The sequence below is a fragment of the Rhodococcus tibetensis genome (assembly GCF_024438035.1).
GTDB classification, from domain to species: Bacteria; Actinomycetota; Actinomycetes; order Mycobacteriales; family Mycobacteriaceae; genus Rhodococcus_F; species Rhodococcus_F tibetensis.
This window is the reverse complement of sequence record NZ_JANFQF010000001.1, coordinates 1-20,167: the sequence shown is the minus strand read 5'-3', so window position 1 is coordinate 20,167 and position 20,167 is coordinate 1. Positions and strand designations below refer to the sequence as shown.

Annotated in this window: 20 protein-coding genes and 2 pseudogenes; 12 read left to right on the top strand and 10 right to left on the bottom strand. The window is 65.7% G+C overall.

Going from position 1 to position 20,167, the window contains the following annotated elements; translation table 11 throughout:
* Nucleotides 1-91 precede the first annotated feature (91 nt).
* Genes NOF53_RS00110 through NOF53_RS00100 form a run of 3 tightly spaced genes read left to right on the top strand, consistent with a single transcriptional unit; the run spans nt 92 to nt 3,972 of the window.
* Nucleotides 92-1,537: an aspartate ammonia-lyase gene (locus tag NOF53_RS00110; protein WP_255964942.1), complete on the top strand. Its 1,446-nt coding sequence runs from the start codon at nt 92-94 to the stop codon at nt 1,535-1,537.
* On the top strand, nt 1,534-3,024 hold the full coding sequence (locus NOF53_RS00105; RefSeq protein WP_255964941.1) for an amino acid permease: 1,491 nt from the start codon (nt 1,534-1,536) through the stop codon (nt 3,022-3,024). Before NOF53_RS00110 ends, NOF53_RS00105 begins: the two co-directional genes overlap by 4 nt.
* Complete coding sequence (locus NOF53_RS00100) at nt 3,025-3,972, top strand: asparaginase (protein WP_255964940.1); 948 nt, start codon at nt 3,025-3,027, stop codon at nt 3,970-3,972.
* Between the two features lie 6 nt (nt 3,973-3,978).
* On the opposite strand, the gene NOF53_RS00095 is transcribed toward NOF53_RS00100, so the two are convergent.
* Together NOF53_RS00095 and NOF53_RS00090 are read right to left on the bottom strand one after the other, a co-directional pair.
* Nucleotides 3,979-4,737, bottom strand: coding sequence for a hypothetical protein (locus NOF53_RS00095; RefSeq protein ID WP_255964939.1), 759 nt, complete (start codon nt 4,735-4,737; stop codon nt 3,979-3,981).
* Nucleotides 4,738-4,796: 59 nt separating this feature from the next.
* Nucleotides 4,797-5,423, bottom strand: coding sequence for a carbonic anhydrase (locus NOF53_RS00090; protein ID WP_255964938.1), 627 nt, complete (start codon nt 5,421-5,423; stop codon nt 4,797-4,799).
* 99 nt (nt 5,424-5,522) lie between these two features.
* On the opposite strand from NOF53_RS00090, the gene NOF53_RS00085 reads away from it, so the two are divergent.
* Nucleotides 5,523-6,434 carry an HhH-GPD family protein gene (locus tag NOF53_RS00085; protein ID WP_255964937.1) on the top strand — a complete coding sequence of 304 codons (912 nt, stop codon included), beginning with the start codon at nt 5,523-5,525 and terminating at the stop codon, nt 6,432-6,434.
* Between the two features lie 155 nt (nt 6,435-6,589).
* On the opposite strand, the gene NOF53_RS00080 is transcribed toward NOF53_RS00085, so the two are convergent.
* The 3 genes from NOF53_RS00080 to NOF53_RS00070 form a co-directional block, all read right to left on the bottom strand.
* The gene (locus NOF53_RS00080; protein WP_255964936.1) at nt 6,590-6,796 is read right to left on the bottom strand and encodes a hypothetical protein; all 207 of its coding nucleotides are present in this window, start codon (nt 6,794-6,796) and stop codon (nt 6,590-6,592) included.
* Between the two features lie 172 nt (nt 6,797-6,968).
* Nucleotides 6,969-7,229, bottom strand: a complete 261-nt coding sequence (locus NOF53_RS00075) for a hypothetical protein (protein WP_255964935.1) — start codon at nt 7,227-7,229, stop codon at nt 6,969-6,971.
* Between the two features lie 11 nt (nt 7,230-7,240).
* Nucleotides 7,241-7,753: a hypothetical protein gene (locus NOF53_RS00070; RefSeq protein WP_255964934.1), complete on the bottom strand. Its 513-nt coding sequence runs from the start codon at nt 7,751-7,753 to the stop codon at nt 7,241-7,243.
* Between the two features lie 291 nt (nt 7,754-8,044).
* Here NOF53_RS00070 and NOF53_RS00065 point away from each other — a divergent pair, with 291 nt between their 5' ends.
* Entirely contained in the window at nt 8,045-8,167 is a 123-nt protein-coding gene (locus NOF53_RS00065; RefSeq protein WP_255964933.1) for a hypothetical protein, read from the top strand.
* An 868-nt stretch (nt 8,168-9,035) separates the two neighbouring features.
* Here the strand turns inward: NOF53_RS00065 and NOF53_RS00060 are convergent.
* The 3 genes from NOF53_RS00060 to NOF53_RS00050 all read right to left on the bottom strand — a co-directional run bounded on the left by NOF53_RS00060 (nt 9,036) and on the right by NOF53_RS00050 (nt 11,796).
* Nucleotides 9,036-10,037, bottom strand: a complete 1,002-nt coding sequence (locus NOF53_RS00060; protein WP_255964932.1) for an NADP-dependent oxidoreductase — start codon at nt 10,035-10,037, stop codon at nt 9,036-9,038.
* Nucleotides 10,038-10,083: 46 nt separating this feature from the next.
* The gene (locus NOF53_RS00055; RefSeq protein ID WP_255964931.1) at nt 10,084-10,992 is read right to left on the bottom strand and encodes an SDR family oxidoreductase; all 909 of its coding nucleotides are present in this window, start codon (nt 10,990-10,992) and stop codon (nt 10,084-10,086) included.
* 102 nt (nt 10,993-11,094) lie between these two features.
* Nucleotides 11,095-11,796 carry a TetR/AcrR family transcriptional regulator gene (locus tag NOF53_RS00050; protein ID WP_255964930.1) on the bottom strand — a complete coding sequence of 234 codons (702 nt, stop codon included), beginning with the start codon at nt 11,794-11,796 and terminating at the stop codon, nt 11,095-11,097.
* A 177-nt stretch (nt 11,797-11,973) separates the two neighbouring features.
* On the opposite strand from NOF53_RS00050, the gene NOF53_RS00045 reads away from it, so the two are divergent.
* The 5 genes from NOF53_RS00045 (at nt 11,974) to NOF53_RS00025 (ending at nt 17,664) form a co-directional block, all read left to right on the top strand.
* On the top strand, nt 11,974-12,942 hold the full coding sequence (locus tag NOF53_RS00045) for an enoyl-CoA hydratase/isomerase family protein (RefSeq protein ID WP_255964929.1): 969 nt from the start codon (nt 11,974-11,976) through the stop codon (nt 12,940-12,942).
* An 8-nt stretch (nt 12,943-12,950) separates the two neighbouring features.
* Nucleotides 12,951-13,898, top strand: a complete 948-nt coding sequence (locus NOF53_RS00040; protein ID WP_255964928.1) for an alpha/beta hydrolase — start codon at nt 12,951-12,953, stop codon at nt 13,896-13,898.
* Nucleotides 13,899-13,909: 11 nt separating this feature from the next.
* On the top strand, nt 13,910-15,379 hold the full coding sequence (locus NOF53_RS00035) for a class I adenylate-forming enzyme family protein (protein WP_255964927.1): 1,470 nt from the start codon (nt 13,910-13,912) through the stop codon (nt 15,377-15,379).
* 29 nt (nt 15,380-15,408) lie between these two features.
* Entirely contained in the window at nt 15,409-16,653 is a 1,245-nt protein-coding gene (locus tag NOF53_RS00030; RefSeq protein ID WP_255964926.1) for an NADH:flavin oxidoreductase/NADH oxidase family protein, read from the top strand.
* Nucleotides 16,654-16,797: 144 nt separating this feature from the next.
* The gene (locus NOF53_RS00025) at nt 16,798-17,664 is read left to right on the top strand and encodes an alpha/beta fold hydrolase (protein ID WP_255964925.1); all 867 of its coding nucleotides are present in this window, start codon (nt 16,798-16,800) and stop codon (nt 17,662-17,664) included.
* 48 nt (nt 17,665-17,712) lie between these two features.
* Here the strand turns inward: NOF53_RS00025 and NOF53_RS00020 are convergent.
* Nucleotides 17,713-18,144, bottom strand: a pseudogene (locus NOF53_RS00020) (helix-turn-helix transcriptional regulator); the annotation flags it as partial.
* A 38-nt stretch (nt 18,145-18,182) separates the two neighbouring features.
* Between NOF53_RS00020 and NOF53_RS00015 the strand changes: the two are divergent.
* Nucleotides 18,183-18,801: pseudogene (locus NOF53_RS00015) on the top strand (SDR family oxidoreductase).
* Between the two features lie 792 nt (nt 18,802-19,593).
* Complete coding sequence (locus tag NOF53_RS00010) at nt 19,594-19,749, top strand: hypothetical protein (RefSeq protein ID WP_255964924.1); 156 nt, start codon at nt 19,594-19,596, stop codon at nt 19,747-19,749.
* Nucleotides 19,750-19,975: 226 nt separating this feature from the next.
* On the opposite strand, the gene NOF53_RS00005 is transcribed toward NOF53_RS00010, so the two are convergent.
* On the bottom strand, nt 19,976-20,167 hold a 192-nt coding region (locus NOF53_RS00005; RefSeq protein ID WP_255964923.1), incomplete at its 5' end, for a hypothetical protein.

Genomic DNA, 20,167 nt, shown 5'->3' with positions numbered 1-20,167 from the left:
TGGCAGGTAGATAGCAGGGTAGCTCTACCAAATGGCTCTCCGAGCGCCGCGGGACCACTGCTAGCGCGAATCCACGTGAGGAAGAAGTCAAGTGCTCGAAACGAGAACAGAACACGACCTGCTCGGGGACCGCCAGGTCCCCACCGAGTCGTACTGGGGAATCCACACGCTGCGTGCGGTGGAGAATTTCCCGATCACCGGTCGGCCGATCTCGACGAACCCCTCGCTGATTCGCGGACTCGCCTTCGTCAAGTGGGCGGCATCGAGCGCCAACGAGAAGCTGGGGATTCTCGACCACCGCCGTGCCGAGGCGATCGGTCAGGCCTGCCGAGAAATCGTCGAAGGCGGCTGGCACGACCAGTTCGTCGTAGATGTCATCCAGGGTGGGGCCGGGACGTCGACCAACATGAACGCAAACGAGGTCATCGCCAACCGCGCGCTCGAGATCCTCGGTCACCGCCGCGGTGAGTACCAGCACCTGCACCCCAACGAGCACGTCAACCTCAGCCAATCGACCAATGACGTCTACCCCACGGCAGTCAACATCGCCACGATCCTGACGATCGAGGATCTGCTCGATGCCCTGCGAGTACTGCAGGAGGCGTTCGCGTCCAAGGCCGTGGAATTTGCCGGCACGGTGAAGATGGGCCGCACCCAATTACAGGACGCGGTCCCGATGACACTCGGACAGGAATTCGCCACGTACTCGGTGATGATCGACGAGGACCGCGCGCGACTCGGGGAAGCAGCACTACTGGTTCACGAGATCAACCTGGGCGCTACCGCAATCGGAACCGGACTCAACGCCCCGGCCGGTTACGCCGAGGCCGCGTGCGAGAAGCTGTGCGAACTCACCGGCCTCCCCCTCGTTCTCGCCACCGACCTGGTGGAAGCCACCCAGGATGTGGGCCAATTCGTGCACTTGTCCGGCGTCCTGAAGAGAATCGCGGTGAAGTTGTCGAAGGTGTGCAACGACCTCCGTCTCCTCTCCTCGGGGCCTCGGGCGGGACTCAACGAAATCAATCTGCCCCCGGTGCAGGCGGGATCGTCGATCATGCCCGGCAAGGTCAACCCCGTGATCCCGGAAGTACTCAACCAGGTGGCCTACGAGGTCATCGGTCACGACGTCACCATCACGATGGCCGCCGAATCAGGCCAGCTGCAACTCAATGCCTTCGAACCGATCATCGTGCACTCGCTGTCGGACGGAATGCGGCATCTCGCCGCCGCCTGCCGCATCCTTGCCGACAAGTGCGTTTTGGGGATCACCGCCAACACCGACCTTCTGCGCGCCCGGGTCGAAGACTCGATCGGGCTCGTCACCGCGCTCAATCCCTACATCGGCTACACCGCTTCGACCCGTATCGCCCAGGAGGCGCTGGTGTCCGGTCGCAGGGTCGCGGACCTCGTGATCGAGGCGGGACTACTCGACCGAGGCGAACTGGATCGACTACTCAGTCCGGAGCACCTCGCCAATCTGAGGGCCGGTAACGCAACTCAGGCTCCTGTTCCTACGACCGCCGGAGTTGTGTCATGACGATTGAAAAAGACGGCACGAGCCAGACGCACGACATCTTCGTCGAAGAAGATCTGGGATATCGGAAAGCACTCGGTCCCCGTCAGGTCCAGATGATCGCAATCGGTGGAGCAATCGGTACCGGTCTGTTCATGGGCGCCGGTGGACGACTGCATCAGGCGGGACCCGCCCTCGTTCTCGTCTATGCCCTCTGCGGATTCTTTGCGTTCCTGATTCTGCGGGCACTGGGTGAACTGGTGATGCACCGTCCCACGTCCGGATCGTTCGTGTCGTACTCTCGCGAATTCTTCGGCGAGAAGATGGCGTTCGCCGCCGGCTGGCTCTACTGGTTGAACTGGGCGATGACCGCAGTCGTCGACGTCACAGCAGTAGCGCTCTACATGAACTTCTTCAAGAAGTACTGGGCCCCACTGGGAGACGTCGACCAATGGGTATTCGCCCTGGCGGCAGTAGCACTCGTACTGACGCTGAACATGGTCTCGGTTCGCGTGTTCGGTGAACTGGAATTCTGGTTCGCGCTCATCAAGGTCGTCGCACTGGCCGCATTCCTCTGCTTCGGCGTCTATTTCGTCTTGTTCGGTACGCCGCTCGAAGGTCACACCTCCGGTTTCAGCATGATCTCCGACAACGGCGGGTGGTTCCCCAACGGCATCCTGCCCGCGATCGTGGTAATCCAAGGTGTCGTCTTCGCTTACGCATCCATCGAATTGGTCGGCACGACAGCCGGGGAGACGAAGAATCCGGAGAAGGTGATCCCCAAGGCGATCAACACGGTGATCCTCCGGATCCTCGTCTTCTACGTCGGATCCGTCCTGCTGCTGGCGCTACTCCTCCCCTACATGGAATACCACGCCGGCGAAAGCCCGTTCGTCACCTTCTTCGGAACGATCAACGTCGAAGGCGCAGACGCGATCATGAATCTCGTCGTACTCACCGCCGCACTGTCTTCACTCAACGCCGGACTGTATTCGACGGGACGAATACTGCACTCGATGGCCATGGCGGGGTCGGCGCCCGCGTTCGCCGCGAAAATGAACAAGGCAGGTGTCCCCTACGGCGGCATCGCTCTCACCGGCTTCGTCATCCTCCTCGGCGTAGGACTCAATGCGATCGTTCCCACCCAGGCATTCGAGATCGTCCTCAACCTCGCTGCCCTCGGGATCATCAGCGCCTGGGCCGTCATCGTGTTGTGCCAGTTGAAACTCTGGAAGTTCGCCAAAGAAGGACGCCTGGTCCGACCGAGCTTCCGGATGTTCGGCGCCCCCTACACGGGACTTCTGACGTTGGCGTTCCTCGTCGGCGTGGTAGTGCTGATGGCCTTCGATCATCCCGTCGGAACGTGGACCGTCGGGTCGATCGCCATCATCGCCCCACTCCTCGTGATCGGCTGGTACGCCTGCAGAAACCGAATCCGTGACCTGGCCGCCGTGCGAGATGGCAGCATCTCCATCGATGCCCACCCGAACGCCTCGCAGGGAGGACAGTAAGTGCCTACAGTTGCCGTCGTCACCACCGGAGGCACCATCGCGAGCAGGCGCGACGAGGACGGTGTGAGCCGCCCCGTCGTTGCGGGTCCGGATCTACTCGCGACCGGCGCCGACCCGGCGGCCACTGAGGTCCACGTCACCGACGTCCTGTCGAAGGACAGCTCGTGCCTGACCTTCGCCGATATGGATCGGGTGCGCGCGGCAATCACGGCGGAACTCAGCAATCCCGATATCGCCGGGGTGGTCGTTCTCCACGGAACCGACACCATGGAGGAAACGGCGTTCCTGGTGGATCTGCATCACGCCGATCGCCGTCCCGTCGTCTTCACCGGCGCGCAACGGACTTTCGATCATCCCGAGTCGGACGCACAGGCCAACTTGTCGTCCGCGATCGCAGCCGCGACCGATCCGGCCATGCGTGGACGGGGGGTTCTGATTTCCTTCGGTGGGGTTCTCCACTCGGTCCCGGGGGTGCGCAAGGCAGACACGACCGCGCTCGATGCGTTCAGGTCCGTCCACAGTCCGACGCACCGACACCGTGCCGAGCCACTACCGTGGCGTCCGATCTCTGGCCTCCGCGTCGATGTCGTCGCGGTTTACCCCGGCGCGGATCGTGTGCAGCTCGACGCGTGCCGCAGCGCCGGCGCGCACGGTCTGGTTCTCGAGGCACTCGGATCCGGCAATGCGAATCCCGTGATCGTCGAAGCGGTACGCGAATCCGTCGCGGCAGGTGTTCCGGTCGCCGTATCCACCCGCGTCCCCCGCGGCTCGATCTTCCCCACTTACGGCGGAGGTGGAGGCGGCTACGACCTCGCAGCGGCCGGGGCCCTCTTCTCGACCGATCTCAGAGCCGGACAGGCCCGCATACTTCTCGCGGCACTGCTCGCCGACCCTGACCTCGACGACCTGGAAAAGGAGTTCGATCGCCGCTCCCGGATCGAACCGTAGCTGCCGTCAGCTCAGGTTGAACGGTTCCGGCGCGCTGCGCAGCTGCCCCAGCTGTCCCACCACGGTGTACGCGCCGGGACCCACCGGGTCGCGCTGCGGTTCCGGCTGTGTGAGGCAATCCGGTGCGGAGGTCTTCGCGGACCACTTCACGGTGAACTGAGCCTGCTCGCCAGGGGCGAGGGTGCGCAGATCGGCCGCGGACTGCGGGAAGCAGTCGATGTTGGACCACAGCCGGACGCTGCCGTCGATCGTGTAGACCAGCACCTGCTGCAAGCTGCTGCCGAGGTCGCGCTGGCACGGGGTGGTGCCGATGTTGGTGACGACCGTGGTGAAACTCGGCTCTTCACCCGGAAGATAGGTCGGCTTGTCGGCAGCCACCTTGATGGCCAGAGACTGGTCCGGGCACTGGCCGGCCGCAACAGGCTGGCCGCTCGCCGCTGCGCTACTCGACGCAGCACTGCTCGTTGCGCCGCTGCTCGAGGAACCGGATGTGGCGGACGCCTCACCGCCGGCAGCTGCAGCGCCACCGCCCCCCGAGCCGCCGGAACCACCACTCGGCGGTGAACCCGAGGCAGTCGGTGAAATCGACACCGGTGTGCTCAACGACGAGCTGGCTGCCGCAGGGTCGGTCTCGGAATCGTCCCCACCACGGAGGGAACTGATCAACCAGACCACCAAAATCAGCACGACGATGGCGCCGCCGATCGCCAGCGCCCTGCGGCGCCAGTAAATCTCGGGGGGCAACGGTCCATTCGGTTCCAGCACGACGTCAACGGTAGTTCGGCAGCGTGCGGGTACGGCTCAGCGGGTGCGGCGTGTCGCGGTCAGTCCGCGAGCTCACCGATGTTCCCGACCGCGCCTTGCAGGTGGGTGCGGCCATCGGACAGCTTGTAGGTGACACCCGCGATGGCGCACGCGCCGCTCTCCACCTTCTCCGCGATGATGCGCGAACGCTGCATGAGCAGCGCCCCGGTCTCCACCACGTGACGACCTTCGAGTTCATCGACGGTACTGAGGCCCTCTCGGCGTCCCATGAGGATCGACGGCGCTACCCGTTCCACGATGCTGCGGATGAACCCGGGGGGGATGTTGCCGTCGTCGAGGGCGTCGAGCGTCGCCTTGACGGCGCCACAGCTGTCGTGACCGAGCACGACGATGAGCGGCACGTTGAGCACACCGACGGCGTACTCGATGGAGCCGAGCACGGCGTCGTCGAGGACGTGGCCTGCGGTGCGGACGACGAACATGTCGCCGAGCCCCTGGTCGAAGATGATCTCGGCGGCGACGCGGGAGTCTCCGCATCCGAACAGGACGGCCGTGGGGTGCTGGCCGTCGACGAGCTTCGCGCGATCGGCGATGCCCTGGCTGGGATGGAGCGACGTTCCATTGACGAACCGCTCGTTACCCTGGCGTAGGGACTTCCATGCAGAAACCGGGTTGGAATTGGGCATGAGGTTATTGTGCACCCCTCCTGTTGCCCCGGCTCGGCGGGAACATTACGTCGACGGAAAATCCGGTCGGCACTCCGGCGAAGGGACTTGTGAGAAGAAGTGACCGTGGACTCGTCTGCGCTGATCAGATGGTATGGCGACCAGGCCAGGGATTTGCCGTGGCGTCGCGAGGGAGTGACCGCCTGGCACATCCTGATGAGCGAGATCATGCTGCAGCAGACGCCGGTCGTCCGGGTGGCTCCGATCTGGGAGGAATGGGTCCGGCGCTGGCCCGTGCCCTCACTCATGGCGGCGTCGAGCCAAGCCGATGTGCTGCGTGCGTGGGGCAAGCTCGGCTATCCGCGGCGAGCACTGCGACTGCACCAGTGCGCCGGGGTGCTGGCCACCGAGCACGGTGACGTGGTCCCGAGCGACGTCGACACCCTCCTCGGACTTCCGGGGATCGGCGCGTACACCGCTCGCGCGGTGGCGTGCTTCGCCTACGGGCAGCGGGTCCCGGTCGTCGACACCAACGTTCGACGAGTGGTGGCGCGCGCAGTGCACGGCAACGCGGAGCCCGGCAACCCGTCGACGGTCCGCGACCTCGCGGACGTGTCCACCCTGCTTCCCCGGACCCGCGCCCGCGCCGCCACGTTCTCGGCTGCACTCATGGAACTCGGCGCCACGATCTGCACTGCACGCTCCCCCGAATGCTCGCGGTGCCCGCTGCCGAGCTGCGCCTGGGTGGACGCCGGGCGTCCCGCGCACACCGGTGAGCGCAGGAAGGTGCAGAAGTTCGCAGGCACGGATCGTCAGGTTCGCGGCAAACTCATGGCCGTGTTGCGTGACAGTTCGAGTCCGGTCGAGCGGGTTCGCCTCGACCAGGTGTGGCTCGACGACCCCGGTCAGCGCGACCGCGCCCTCCACTCGTTGTTGATCGACGGGCTCGTCGAGCAGACCGACGACGGCCTCTTCGCGCTCGCGGGCGAGGGTACATCCGTGTCATGTCAAGTTCGTGAATCGAACGCATAACCCCGGCCTCTGCTGATCCGGCCGCCCTTGTGCCGTCCGTCGGCATGCGCGGACCAGGCCCCGCTTCAACGGGAATACCCCCGCAGCCTCGAGGGCTGCGGGGGTATTCCCACGCATCCAGGGTCGGGGCCGTTGACCGATCGGCCCGATTAGGTCTACTCGGCGAGTTTCGCGACTGCCTGCGCCCAGAGGAAGAACTTGTTGGTGCCCAGGTCCGCGACGGTCTTGATATTGAACGCGGCCGCGAGATGTTCGGCGTCGGACTCGCTCACCCCTTCGAGCGCGGCGACCGGGGCCTGCGCGAGTTCCTCGATCGGAAGGGTTTCGTATGCCTTGTCGAACTTCGACGCAATACCTGCCATGTGCTGACCTCCACTACTCGTTTTGGTTCCATGGTTGGACCGCCGCGCCATTGCGTTGCGCCGACCCATAGTCAGTTAATCCGCTCCCGCACTAGCGCGCACGATTTCGGGCACGCGAGTCACAAAACGGCCACCCTCGACCGCTGGACATCGGCCACTGATGAGATAGCGATCACCAGGTAGGCATGCCGGCAGACCCATTCGGCAGGATCGACACCCGGTCGCGGCGGACCTGAGCGTGGGAGCTCCGCCAGTCCGCGAGGATCCGCCCATGCCGCCGCAGGCGTGCGCGGCTGGGGATCGGTTCGCCGTCGATCCGGCGGACGTACCGGCGGTCGTTGATGGCGTGCGGGGCATCGATCGTCAGCGGGCCACCCGGGGTGCACAGCGAGGCGAGAAAGGCGCGACGATCGTCTAATTCATTGGTCGGCACAGGTCAGTCGGCTAGTCCTCCTCGGTGAGGAACCCATGGCTGAGCGCGCGGCCGACCTGGTGGTTGAAGCCACCCTCCGTGTGGGGGCGGACGTCGTCGACGTCGGGGTCGGCGCTCGGCGCCATCGGCTTGTCGTACTTCCAGCCGATCAGCTCGGCGCGCATCGTCGCCGGATCGATCTCGCCGGCCGCGCACCGCGCGGCGACCTCATAGGCGGTGCCTCCGTGGGTGCCCGGACGGACATCCGGCGCCTCGACGCGGGCCCGCTCCGCGGACGAGGCGGGCCGGGTGGTCGAATACACCACGACGAACCCCAGACCGGCCACCGCCTCCACCAAGTCCCGGCCCGGCTCCACCACTGCCGCTTGCCCGACATTGTCGAGGAACCGCTGCCACGCCTGCCGGCGGCTGCCCTCCGATTCGTCGGTCAAGAGGTGAGCGAATTCCGACAGGTCCGCCAGTCCGCCGTCGATGTCGAAGATCGCCACCCGCTCGTTCCCGGTCGCCTCCCCGACCCTAGCCACCCGGCCGGCAGAGATCCCGGCGCCACGCCCACCCTGTCGAAGGCCACCGGAACGTCCCCTGCGCCGTGCCCACTAGAGACGTAGAGGTCGCAACAACCGTGTTCAACGCACCAGCGGCCCGGAAACTCAAGGACCGATTCCCCAGGGGGTGCACAGTTCACGACGAAGGTGCGTCGATGTGCCCCGGCGAGGGCTGGGTGGGTTCACCATTCCGGGTGCGGCCGACACAGTCCTCGGGATGGTGAAAATCAATCCGCGCCCCGCAGCCGGGCGCGGTCGGGCAGCCCTCCGGTGGACACTGTCAGCCCCCAGCCGCACGACCACGTCGCCGTGACCGATCAGGACTGGCCGGAGGCGATCATCGCTCACGAGAATGCCCGGGCAGCACGGCTCAACGACGGGACTCGGACCTGAAGTCGTACAGCGAGACACCGTCAGAGTCGGCGGGCACCGCCCCCACCGCATCACTTCCCCACCGGCGAGCCACCGTCAGCGGCCAAGACCATGACGAACGCCGACTCCCCGGACGGCGACTGACAGCAATTCTTGGGCCTCACCGGCGCGAAACACGACTGACGCAACCGGTGAGGCGTTAGATCCACCGAACGGTGAGCCCGCTTCGCTACACCACACATCCACAACTGCACAATGTAGGTGCCGGGAGGGAAACCGCATTCCGACCGGGCCAGCCCACACTCCGCTCGCCAAATGCACGTATCCCGTTGAAGCAGTGCATTTTCGGAGCCATAGTTGACGACAAGCCAGCTTCGAAGGAATGCGGTCGACCAGCCACCCGCCGAGCGTCGGCGATCAGTACCACCAGATCGGGATCGCTGATCCTCGCTGGACCACTAACTCATCCTGATGCCCGGCGGATCAGCCCGTGCACCCGGGGCCGACACCAAACCCGTCGGCGGCAGCACCCCCCGATGCATGGTTTCGGCATTCGCGGGCTGTGTGTCACTGAGCGGTCATCGGCGGTCCGTTCGACGAGCCGCCCGTCCTCGCGCGACATCGAGCCCTGGTGCACGACGACTCGGGCAGCGATCGACGGATCCAAGGTCCACGCTCAGCGCTACGACAGCGGCGCCCAAATCCCCGAGCCCGTACAGGCCCGCGGCGGTGCGCGAGCGGGCGTGCACGAAGAGGACGCAAACGCCGGCTCGAACTGGAGAGCCCTGTGTGCGCAGCAGCGCGATCGAGGAAGCGGGCCCCTAGCCCTCAGCGACGGAGGTCGATTCGATGAGCGTCGCAAGCTGGCCGTCACCAGCCCATGACATCGTCATCCGACCTTGACGACGACCTTGCCCTTTGCGCGCCCCTGTTCGACGTACGCCAATGCCTCTTTGGTCGATTCGAGGGAAAAGATCTGATCGACGACCGGGCGTATGGCGCCGCCATCGATGATGGACGCGAGCTGGCGTAGTTCGTCTCCACTCGATTTCATGAACAGGAACGAATAGGTTACCTTGCGTCGTTTCGCTGCCCTTCTGATACGAAAGCTCAGCAGGCGGATCACCTGTTGCATGATCCAGTTCAATCCGGCTTCTTTCGCGAAACTGGGATCGGGCGGACCGGAAATGGAGATGATCTTCCCCCCGGGTTTGAGAACGCGGAGTGACCTGTTGAGCGTCTCGCCGCCGAGGGTGTCTAGGACCAGGTCGTAGTCGTGCAGAATCTCCGCGAAATCATCCTTCTTGTAGTCGATGACGACATCCGCACCTAGGCGCTCGACCCAATCGGCATTCGCGGTGCTCGTTGTCGTGGCGACCGTCGCGCCGAGATGCTTGGCCAGTTGAATCGCGAACGTGCCGACACCGCCTGAGCCGGCATGGATCAGAACCTTCTGTCCCGCTTGCAGATTTGCCCTCTCGATCAGCCCTTGCCACGCGGTCAAACCGACCAGAGGGATTGACGCCGCCTCCTCCATGGTGAGTTCGCGTGGCTTGATCGCCACGTCCTCCTCGTTAACGGAAATTAATTCCGCAAATGTGCCGATCCGATCTTGCCGGGGCCGCGCGTAGACCTCGTCGCCGGGCTTGAATCGCCGCACCGCGGGTCCAACTCGAACGACGACACCGGCCAGGTCATTGCCGAGGACGATCGGTAGGCGGTACGGAAGAATAGGTTTGAGCTTTCCCTTCAGGATCTTCAGATCCAACGGATTCACACTCGCGGCGTGGATTCGAACCAGGACGTCAGAATCTCGCAACTCTGGGTCAGGTACCTCACCCGCCCGTACACCGTCAGTGTTCCCGTATCGTTCGAGAACGACAGCCTTCATCGCGTCTTCCTATCTCTTGTTTTCGCTTGGACTGCAGCGGCTTTCGCTAGATGCGCGCCGGGCTGCGCTGATCGTTTCCGGTGGTGTGCGGCAACTCGGGAACGAGTTGGTCGTTCCTACCCAATGCGGCAACTTCGGTCTCGAGGGCGGGAACCGTCGCGGCGGAGAACCGCCGCGTCCACGGCCAGACCAGCGGTGAATTCAGCAGTGCCTTCGCCCAGTTGGCGACGGCGACCGCCCGGGGAACGTAGACCCGACTGCGCCGGTAAGCGAGCCCATCCACGATGGCAGAGGCCGCTCGGTCGACACTGGTCGTGACGTTCCCCGGATACGGCAGGCGCCGGCGCATCTTCTGGAACGAAGGAATGTCGACCTCGGCGCCTCGGACCAGGTCGGTGTCGATCCAGGACGGATGCACCAGGCCGACGGTGATCCCGAGATGGGCTACTTCGCCGCGGTAGGCGAGCGCGAGCGCCTCGACCCCGGCCTTGCTCGCACCATAAGAGGCGAGGCCGCCTATAGAGGTGAAAGACAACGCGGATGCCACGATCAGGACGTGACCCCCGCTGCGCTGCAGATGAGGTGTCGCATGCTTGAGTGTGCGGAACACGCCGTTCAAGTTGATGTCCACGACTCGCTCGAAGGACGCCTCGTCCGCGTGCCGCACCGTTCCGTAGGCGGCCACTCCGGCGTTGGCGACGACCATGTCCACACCGTTCATGGCGCCGGCGCACTCGTCGATCGCGGACTGCAACGCCGTGCTGTCCCGCACGTCCGCCTCGCACCAATGAGACGACGGCCCCAGTTCCGCGGCCAGGGCGCGCAATCTGTCGGGTTCGAGTCCGATCAGGGAGACTCGGGCTCCCTGGGCCGCGGCCAGGCGCGCCACCTTCTCGCCGATGCCGCGCGCGGCCCCGGTGACAATCACTTTCCGGCCCACCAGATCTCGTTTCATGCCTTGACTGTAACTTCGTTATTGGGCGAGCGCAATGCCCTTACGATCTGGACCTCCCACTGACTGCGGCGAGCTCGCTACGCACCCGAGGCCATTGCCGACTCACCCGCCGAACTTCCCGCCGACTGGGGCCGACCCGTACAGGCGCACCGCCCGCTCGTGTGAGGCCTGCGCGAGTTCGCGCGTGTCGCCAAGGCCGACGGCAAAGTTCACTCCCATCGGCAGCAGAACCTGCAGCACCGCGTCGTCGAACTCGTCGAAATGCTCGCCCAGCTCCAGGGTGATGTAACCGTGGACGTAACTCCACAGCTGCGCAGCGACCACCTCTGGGGCCTGGGGCTCGACCCTGCCGGAGCTCACAAGACGTGCACACGCGTGGATGACGCGTGCGTAGGCTTCGCGAAACGCGAGAGAATGTCCGCTCAATCGCACGTCCGACTCCAGCGGCCGGTAGGTAGCGCGGGTGGACAGTCCGAACATCAGGTCGTACAGATGGGGGTTCTCGCGCGCCAGGCGCCGACATGTCAATGCTAGTGCGAACAGATCCACGATCGGATCGTCAGTCTCCGGCACCCGGTAAAAGGCGGTGCCGAGTTCGGTGAACCCATGGTCTGCGACCGCGCGGACGAGCTCGGGTATTCCGCCGAAGTGGTGGTAGACCACCATCGTCGACAGTCCAGCAGCGGACGCCACCGTTCGCGCCTTGATCGCGGACGGGCCCTGTTCGGCCAGCAGGCCGACTGTGGCCCGAACCAACCGCTCCGGCACACCCTCGGGCGCCGGGGCCGATGACGTCTCTCCCATATCTCCACCTGACTTTGCATTTCCGCCGGTGGGCACCTAAGTGCCCGAGTGACGGTTGCCACTACCGAATAACAAGGTTACAGTACTCTATAACGAAGTTACCGTGCCGTCCGGGCACCGGCTCGGCGCTCGCCAGACGTACTTCCCCTTTCATCCATTCACGGAAGTGAAAATCTCATGACACACGAAAACAAGGGCCATCTCGAGGTCGAGGACCGCGGGGAGCTATTGATCGTGCGGGTCGACGGCGGACCGCACAGCCTGTTCGGCCTCGACATCGCCACCCAGCTCGAGGAATTGGTGAACCGGGTCGACCGGGACCCCAGCATCCGTGCGGTGGTGTTTACCGGGACACGTCCCGGTCGGTTCGTCAGCCATGCCGATGTCCGCTGGCTGCAGGAAGAGGGTGCGGCGGTCCCACCGTTGGGCCGACGCGGCGCATCCGCGATCGCGCGGGTCGCCCGAGGCGCCGATCGCGCCCGCGCCCTCGAGCCCGTGGTGCGCCGAACTCCACTGTGGGGAGCCGTCCAGCTCGACCGGTTGCATGCGACGTTTCTGCGGATGAACGCCAGCGGCGTCATCTTCGTTGCCGCCCTGAATGGTTCGGCTCTCGGCCTCGGCGCCGAGTTCGCCTGGGCGTGCGACCTGCGGGTCATGGCCGACGGGGACTTCTTCATCGGCCAGCCCGAGATACTGCTGGGAATCAATCCGGGCGGTGGCGGTACCCAGCGCCTGACGCGACTGATCGGCACCCACCGGTCCCTGGTCGCCATCCTCGAAGGCAAACCGTTCACCCCCGAGCAGGCCCTCACCAATGGAGCCGTCGACGAGGTCGTCGCGCCCGACGACGTGATCACGCGGGCGACCGAACTCGCCGACTACTTCGGCGCCCGCCCGAGAGAAGCCATTGCGGCGGTCAAGAGATCGGTGTACTTCGGCGGGTCGATGTCACTGGCGGAGGGGTTGCACGTCGAACGCACCGAATTCCTCGGCACCGATCAATCTGACGAAGGACAGCAGCTGATGCTCGACTACCTCGCAACCACCGACGCCGCCGGTGAGCTGCCCCTCTACAACCCGGACATCTACAAGCAGGCCCTCGAATCCGGGCGCGTGCCCGGGTCCCGCTCGACGAACGGACAGTGAGACCAGCCATGGCCACCAAGAAACCTTTCACCCGCCACGACGTCCTCCTCTCCTCCGGTGACAGCTCCTGCGCCGCATGGCTGTATCTGCCCACCGGCGTCACTTCGCCGCCCGTCGTCATCCTCGGACACGGCCTCGGAGCCACCCGCGACATGCGCCTGGACGCCTTCGCCGAGCGTTTCGCCAAGGCAGGCATCGCCGCCTTCGCGTTCACCTATCGGCACTTCGGTGACAGCGGCGGCCATCCCCGTCAGCTGCTGTCGATCAAGCGCCAGCTCGCCGACTGGGATTCCGCCATCGCTTGGGTCAAGGCTCGTGACGGCCTCGACAGCACCCGCATCGCGGTCTGGGGTAGCTCCTTCGGCGGTGGACACGCCATCACCGTCGCCTCCCGTCATCCGGAACTGCGGGCGGCGATCGCGCAGTGCCCGTTCACCGACGGTCTCGCCTCCGCGCTCGCGCTGGGCCCGGCAGCCACCCTGAAGGTGACTCCGTTGATCGCCCGGGATCTCGTGGCCAAGGTCCGCGGCACCGCACCCGCGATGATTCCCCTCGCCGCCGCCCCCGGTTCACTGGCCCTGATGAACGCCCCGGACGCGCTGCCCGGCTACGAGGCGATCGTGCCGACCGGGACGACGTTCCGGAACGAGGTTGCGGCCCGGGTGATTCCCAGTCTGGTCACCTACCGGCCGGGGCGGGCAGCAAAGAACATCGACTTCCCGATCCTCGTCTGCGTCAGCAACACCGACACCGTCACGCCACCCGCCCAGACCCTCCGATACGCGCGGACCGCACCGCAGGGAGAGATCAAGACCTACGACGCCGGCCACTTCGACTTCTACCTCGGTGAACCCTTCGAGGCCTTGGTCCGCGACCAGATCGAGTTCCTCACCCGCCAATTCGACTCGGCACCGGTCACACCCTCACTGGGCCGGACCGCACCACACCGAAGGTGAACACGACCACGATGAACTTCGCATCGCTGCCCGACCGCCGCGCCGATCTCGACCCGCACGGACCCGCGGTCTCCGACGCCACCGGATCGCTCACCAACGCCCAGTTCCTCAACCGAGTCCGAACGGCCACCCGCCACCTCCACTACCGGGGAATCGGTCCGCGCGATTTCGTGGCCCTGAAGCTGACCAACCGCACCGAGTTCGTGGTGCTGCTGTTCGCGACCTGGCGGCTCGGCGCCACCATCACCCCGGTCAACCCGGCCCTGACCGACGTCGAGATAGTTCGGCAACTCGCCGACTCCGCCGCACGGTTGCTCGTCGTCGAGGACGGCACGACCCTAATGGGTGGCGTTGCCACACTCGCCGTCGGTGATCTGCACGACGCGCCGGTGGCGGCGGACCCCGCACCACCTTCGGACACGTCTGCGCCCGCCCTGTTGATCTACACCAGCGGCACTACCGGAGTACCGAAGGGGGTGGTGCTCGACCACACCAATGTCGTCGCCATGGCCGAGATGGGCGCCCACGCGCTGCAGCTGGGGCCGGCCGATCGGTGTCTGCTGATCCTGCCGCTCTTCCACGTCAACGGCATCGTCGTCAGCGTCCTCACCCCGCTGCTCGCCGGCGCGAGCGTCGTCATCGCCGGCCGATTCGATCCCCGCACCTTCTTCGGCCTCGTTGAATCCGAACGCCCGACCTTCTTCAGTGCGGTGCCGACGATCTACAGCATCCTCGCGGCGCTCCCCGACGACGTCCGACCCGACACGTCGTCCCTCCGGTTCGGCATCTGCGGCGCCGCACCCGCCTCAGCGGAGTTGCTGACCCGGTTCGAGGACCGGTACGGGTTTCCCCTCCTCGAAGGCTACGGGCTGTCCGAAGGAACGTGCGCCTCCACCCTCAACCCGGTCTCGGGACCCCGGCGGACCGGAACGGTGGGGATTGCCTTCCCCGGTCAGGAGATTCGCATCGTCGACGCGAACGGCACCGAGATGGGCCCCGGTGTGGACGGTGAGGTCGTCGTGCGTGGCCCTAACGTCATGCGCGGCTACCTCGGCCGTCCGGAGGACACCGCACGGACCGTCGTCGACGGCTGGCTGCACACCGGCGATGTCGGCCACCTCGATCCAGAGGGCTACCTGACCCTGGTCGGGCGATCGAAAGACATGATCATCCGCGGCGGGGAGAACATCTACCCCAAGGAAATCGAAGACGTCCTCGCCGGTGACCCGTCCGTGCTCGAGGCCGCCGTGATCGGGGTACCGGACACCATCTGGGGTGAGGTCGTCGTCGCCTATGTCCAACCGACACCGGGTTCGACCGTCGATCCCGCGGCGTTGCACGCGCTCTGCGCGCGGAAACTCAGCCGCTACAAGCGCCCCACCACGATCGTCGTGGTGGACGCCATCGCCAAGAACGCGGTCGGCAAAATCGACAAGGCCGCACTGCGGGCCGCCCACACCACCGCACCTGCGACGTCGTAACCACCACTCCCCGCGAAAGGTACCGCTCCATGGCATCCCTGCACGACCCACTGCCGCTGCCCTGCGGCCAGATACTCCCGAACCGCATCATGAAGTCCGCGTTGAGCGAAGCGCTCGGTGATGATCGGAACGCTCCCGACGGCCGCCTCGAACGGCTCTACACCACCTGGAGTCGCGGCGGCTATGGCCTGCTCGTCACCGGCAACGTCATGATCGACCGCACCCAACTCGGTGAGCCGAGCAATATCGTCATCGAGGACGAACGCGACCTCGACGCGCTGACCCGCTGGGCCAAGACGACCAAAGATGCCGGCATCCCGATCTGGGTGCAGCTCAACCATCCGGGACGCCAGTCGAACCCGCTCGCGCTCGGGCACACTCCCGTCGCCCCCAGTCCGGTCCCGCTCGATATTCCCCGCGCAGCCACACCGCGTGAGCTGACTCCCGGCGAGATCGAGGACATCATCGAACGTTTCGCCGCCGCCGCTCTCGTTTGCGAGACAGCAGGTTTCGACGGCGTGCAAATTCACGGTGCGCACGGTTACCTCGTCGCCCAGTTTCTCTCACCGTTGGCGAACCGGCGCGACGACGAGTGGGGCGGTGACCCGGAGCGGCGGATGCGGTTCGTCCTCGAGGTCGTGCGCCGCATCCGCGCGCGGGTGTCACCGGGTTTCGCGGTGGGCATCAAACTCAATTCGGCCGACTTCCAGCGCGGCGGATTCACCGAGGACGAGTCGCGCGGCGTGGTCGCGGCGCTGGCCCAGGAAGGTCTCGACCTGATCGAGGTGAGCGGCGGAAGCTACGAGTCTCCCGCCATGATGGGCACCGCCGCGGCCAGTACCCGCGCCCGCGAGGCGTATTTCCTCGAGTACGCCCGCACGGTCCGCGCGCTGGCAGGAGATGTGCCGCTGGCCGTGACCGGCGGTTTCCGCTCCCGCACCGCCATGGAGGCAGCGATCGGTGCCGGCGAGTGCGATGTCGTCGGTATCGGCCGACCCACCGCGACGACCACCGACGCAGCCGACGTGATTCTCACCCGGCGCGCCGACACCCTCACCACTCATCAGTCGCGATCTGGGATGCGCGGCGTCCTGGGCAGGGTGGTCGACATCAAGGCCCTCGACGGGATCCTCGACCTCGGCTGGCACACCGACCAGCTGCACCGCATAAGCGCCGGTCTCGAACCCGATCTGAGTCGGGGTCGCCTCGCCACCACGGTGGCACTGTTGCGCCGCAACGGCCGTACAACCCTGCGCCCCAAACGCGGAGGCTAAAGCAACTGCCCTCCCCACACTCATGGCGGCTACGCCACCGGTACGCGGCCCCCTGTGCCCACGGCTGTCCCGGCAGCAGGGCAGATGGGCCCAGAACGCTCAGGTCAAACCCGGCAGAACATGCCGTTGATTGGAGGAGAAACAATGAACCAGCAAGCCCCGCCCAAAACTGCGAACACCTCTCCGACCCTTTCCGTCGACGTCGACGGAAAGCGGTTCGCCTATCGCGAGTTCGGGCCGAGCACCGGCGTGCCCGTTGTCTTCCTGCACCACTTCACGGCCGTCCTCGACGACTGGGACCCGCGTGTCATCGACGGAATCGCATCGGAACGTCGCGTGATTACCTTCGACAACCGCGGGATCGGCGCAAGCGAGGGTCACACGCCCACCACCGTCGCGGCCATGGCCGACGACGCAATCGCCATCATCCGAGCACTCGGCCTCGAGCAAGTCGACCTGATGGGATTCTCCCTCGGAGGATTCATCGCGCAGGTGATCGTGACACAGCAGCCTGCGCTGGTCCGCCGGATCGTCCTCGCCGGCACAGGCGGAGCCGGCGGCGACGGCGTCGGCAACATCACGGTGAAACTTCTCGGCGACACCGTGCACGGGCTGCTCACCCGCACAGACCCCAAGCGCTACCTGTTCTTTACCAGGACTGCCAACGGCAAGGCAGCGGCAACGGCCTATATGGACCGGCTCACCGAACGCACCCACGACCGCGTCACCCGCACCTCACCTCGGGGAGTCGCCGCGCAGATCCTCGCGATTCGTCGATGGGGAGCGCAGGATCCCATGGACCTGGGCTCGATCGAGCACCCCGTGCTCGTCGCGAACGGAGAGGACGACCGGATGCTCCCGACGAGGGCTTCCTTCGACCTCGCCCACCGCCTCCCGAACGCCTCGCTCCGGATCTACCCGGACGCCGGTCATGGCGGCGTGTTCCAACACCACAAGCAGTTCGTCGAGGAGGTGCTGAAGTTCCTTCGCTCACCGTACGGACCTATCTAGAGCACCCAGTCACACCCGCGCTATCGCGGCGGCCGCCCGGATCACCACTCAGCCGTGGTAGCGCGGTGTTGCAATTGAATTATCGGTAGATACGGTCCGTGGTGACACAGGGCCCTCGTGGCCGATAGACGTTGAGGGTGACCTCCGGCTATGCGTTCGGCGCGGGATGTACGTCTCCTTGAGCACGCTCGCGACATGAAACTTGATCGTGCTCTGGCTGATTCCGAGTTCCTCGGCAATGGCGCGGTTGCGTTTTCCCATCGCGAGATGGGCGAGAACTTCGAGTTCGCGGGGATTCAGGGTGGACAGCAGGTGCTCGTCCGGTCGGACGGCCGGCGGATCCAGTGGGATGGTCAGGGTGACCCGGCTCCCCCACCCGGCGATGGATTCGATGTCGATCCGACCACGAAGGGTCTGCAACCGGCCGGCCAGCTGGCGTGTGAGGGCGGTTCGGTCGATATCGCCGGGCCCTCGCCACCGTCGCGATCGCCGAAATCAACGACACCGCCGGACAAGCATTGGCCGCCGAGCTGACCGACCGTTACGGCCGCCCCGCCACCAGCGACCCCGTCGACGTCGCCTCCGCCCCGCAGGTGCAGGACTGGGTCGACATGATCGCCGACACCCACGGGCGAATCGACGCCCTGGTCAACAATGCCGGGATCATCCGCGACAACCGGATCGAGAGGATGAGTATCGAGGACTGGCACGCCGTCATCGACGTGTCGCTGACCGGATCGTTCCTGTGCGCCCAGGCCGTCCTGCCGCACATGCGCGCCCGCACCTACGGGCGGGTCGTCTCGTTCAGCTCGATGAGCTGGCGCGGGAACTTCGGTCAGGCCAACTATGTTGCCGCCAAGGCCGGCATCGTCGGGCTCACCCATCGCTCTGGAAGCGGCCCGCGAGGGCATCACCGCCAACGCCATCGCCCCCGGCCTCATCGAAACCCCGATGCTGGCCTCCATGAACGGGCCCGCCCGCGACAAACTCGTCTCCAAAGTTCCCCACAAGCGCACCGGCGACCCGAACGACATCGCCGAGGCCGCCGCCTACCTGTGCTCCCCCGCCGCCGGCTACGTCAGCGGCATCGTCCTCGACGTCGACGGCGGATTCGGCATCGGATCGTCGATCGGGTAGCTCCGATCGACTGAATGCCGTCCCCCAGCGCCTGTGCCGCAGTCGTAGTTCGGCAGACACGTTCGCAGGCGCTGGGTGGGCGTCCCCGTTCTCAATTTTTCAGCAGGAGCCGAGAAGACAATGGATGACGGGATCGGCACCAACCGTGAACGCTCGCCGAAGCTGCGAAGGCACACGCCCTTAGGGAGACGAACCGCACCAGGGCAAAATCGTCCTCGTTTTCGAGGGTCACGACACCCCATGATTTGCGCCCGCCACACGAGCAGGTAATTCGCGACATGGCCCGGGCTTTCGCGGACAAACATCTCGCACGGGATGCCTCCGTTCCTTTCAGACCTTTCGTCCCATGGGGATCTGTCCGGCGTACGCGCGTCCTGGAGAGGCGCAACCCGCTGCAGCCGGCGACCGCGAGACTTAGCCGACGAGGTTGGGAATGCTGACCGGGTCGATGAACAACCTCCTCGCTCGGTTGCGGTCCAGGGCCCGGTAGATCCCCCGACCGAATCGGCCCGCAGCGGATGAACGGATCAAAGGGGGCAACGACCCCCAGCATCGGTGTGCACACCCATGAAGTCCTCGGCAGACTGGCCAATGCCGTCGCGGCTGGGCGGTTGCAACGTAGCCCGGAGAACCTGCTCATTCTGGCCGGCGACAACAACGGCAGCACCGGATGTGACGATAGGCTTCGCGACATCGTCCGTGTCGCTATTCCGAGGTGCAGAGCTATCCGCGGGTGCATGTGAGGCCTACCCAGGCAGAGCGCTGACCGGTTCAATCGCAAACGATCCGCCCATGCTCGCCGAGTCGTCGGATCACGACGCCGCGATCTCCCGGGACGATTTGTCTGCGATCAACACTCGCCTGGCCACTCGGGCCGACGCTACGGCGGACACCACCCGGCATATGGGCTTGTTCGTCTCGGCCGGCTCGCTAGCCGGCACCGGATGACGGTACATCTGACCGCGACGGCAAAAATAGCCCGCGCCGGTAGTGTCACCGCCACAGGCAACATTCCCGGACAGGTGCTTGTCTACCTGGCCGAGCCCGAGCGACAGGCCGCGCCCATATGCGCACTCGCCTCCACATGTGGCGAACACAACCCGGCATCAGTTGCGGTCCGGACAGCGCGATGGCGGTGGCCACGTCTGGGACGTCGCCACCGCCGCTGCGGCTGTTAGCTGCCGAACCCACTGAGCAGGTCGAGGAGGCCGTCGAGACCGAAGTCCAGGCCGCCGCCGCCCGCGGCAGTCGAGGTGACGGTGACCCGCACCGGGGCGATCGGGTCCTGGTAGTCGACGTCGCCCTCCTCCTTGCACTTGGTGCGCACCTGGTACTCGCCGTCGGGGAAAACGGCCGACGTGCCGAC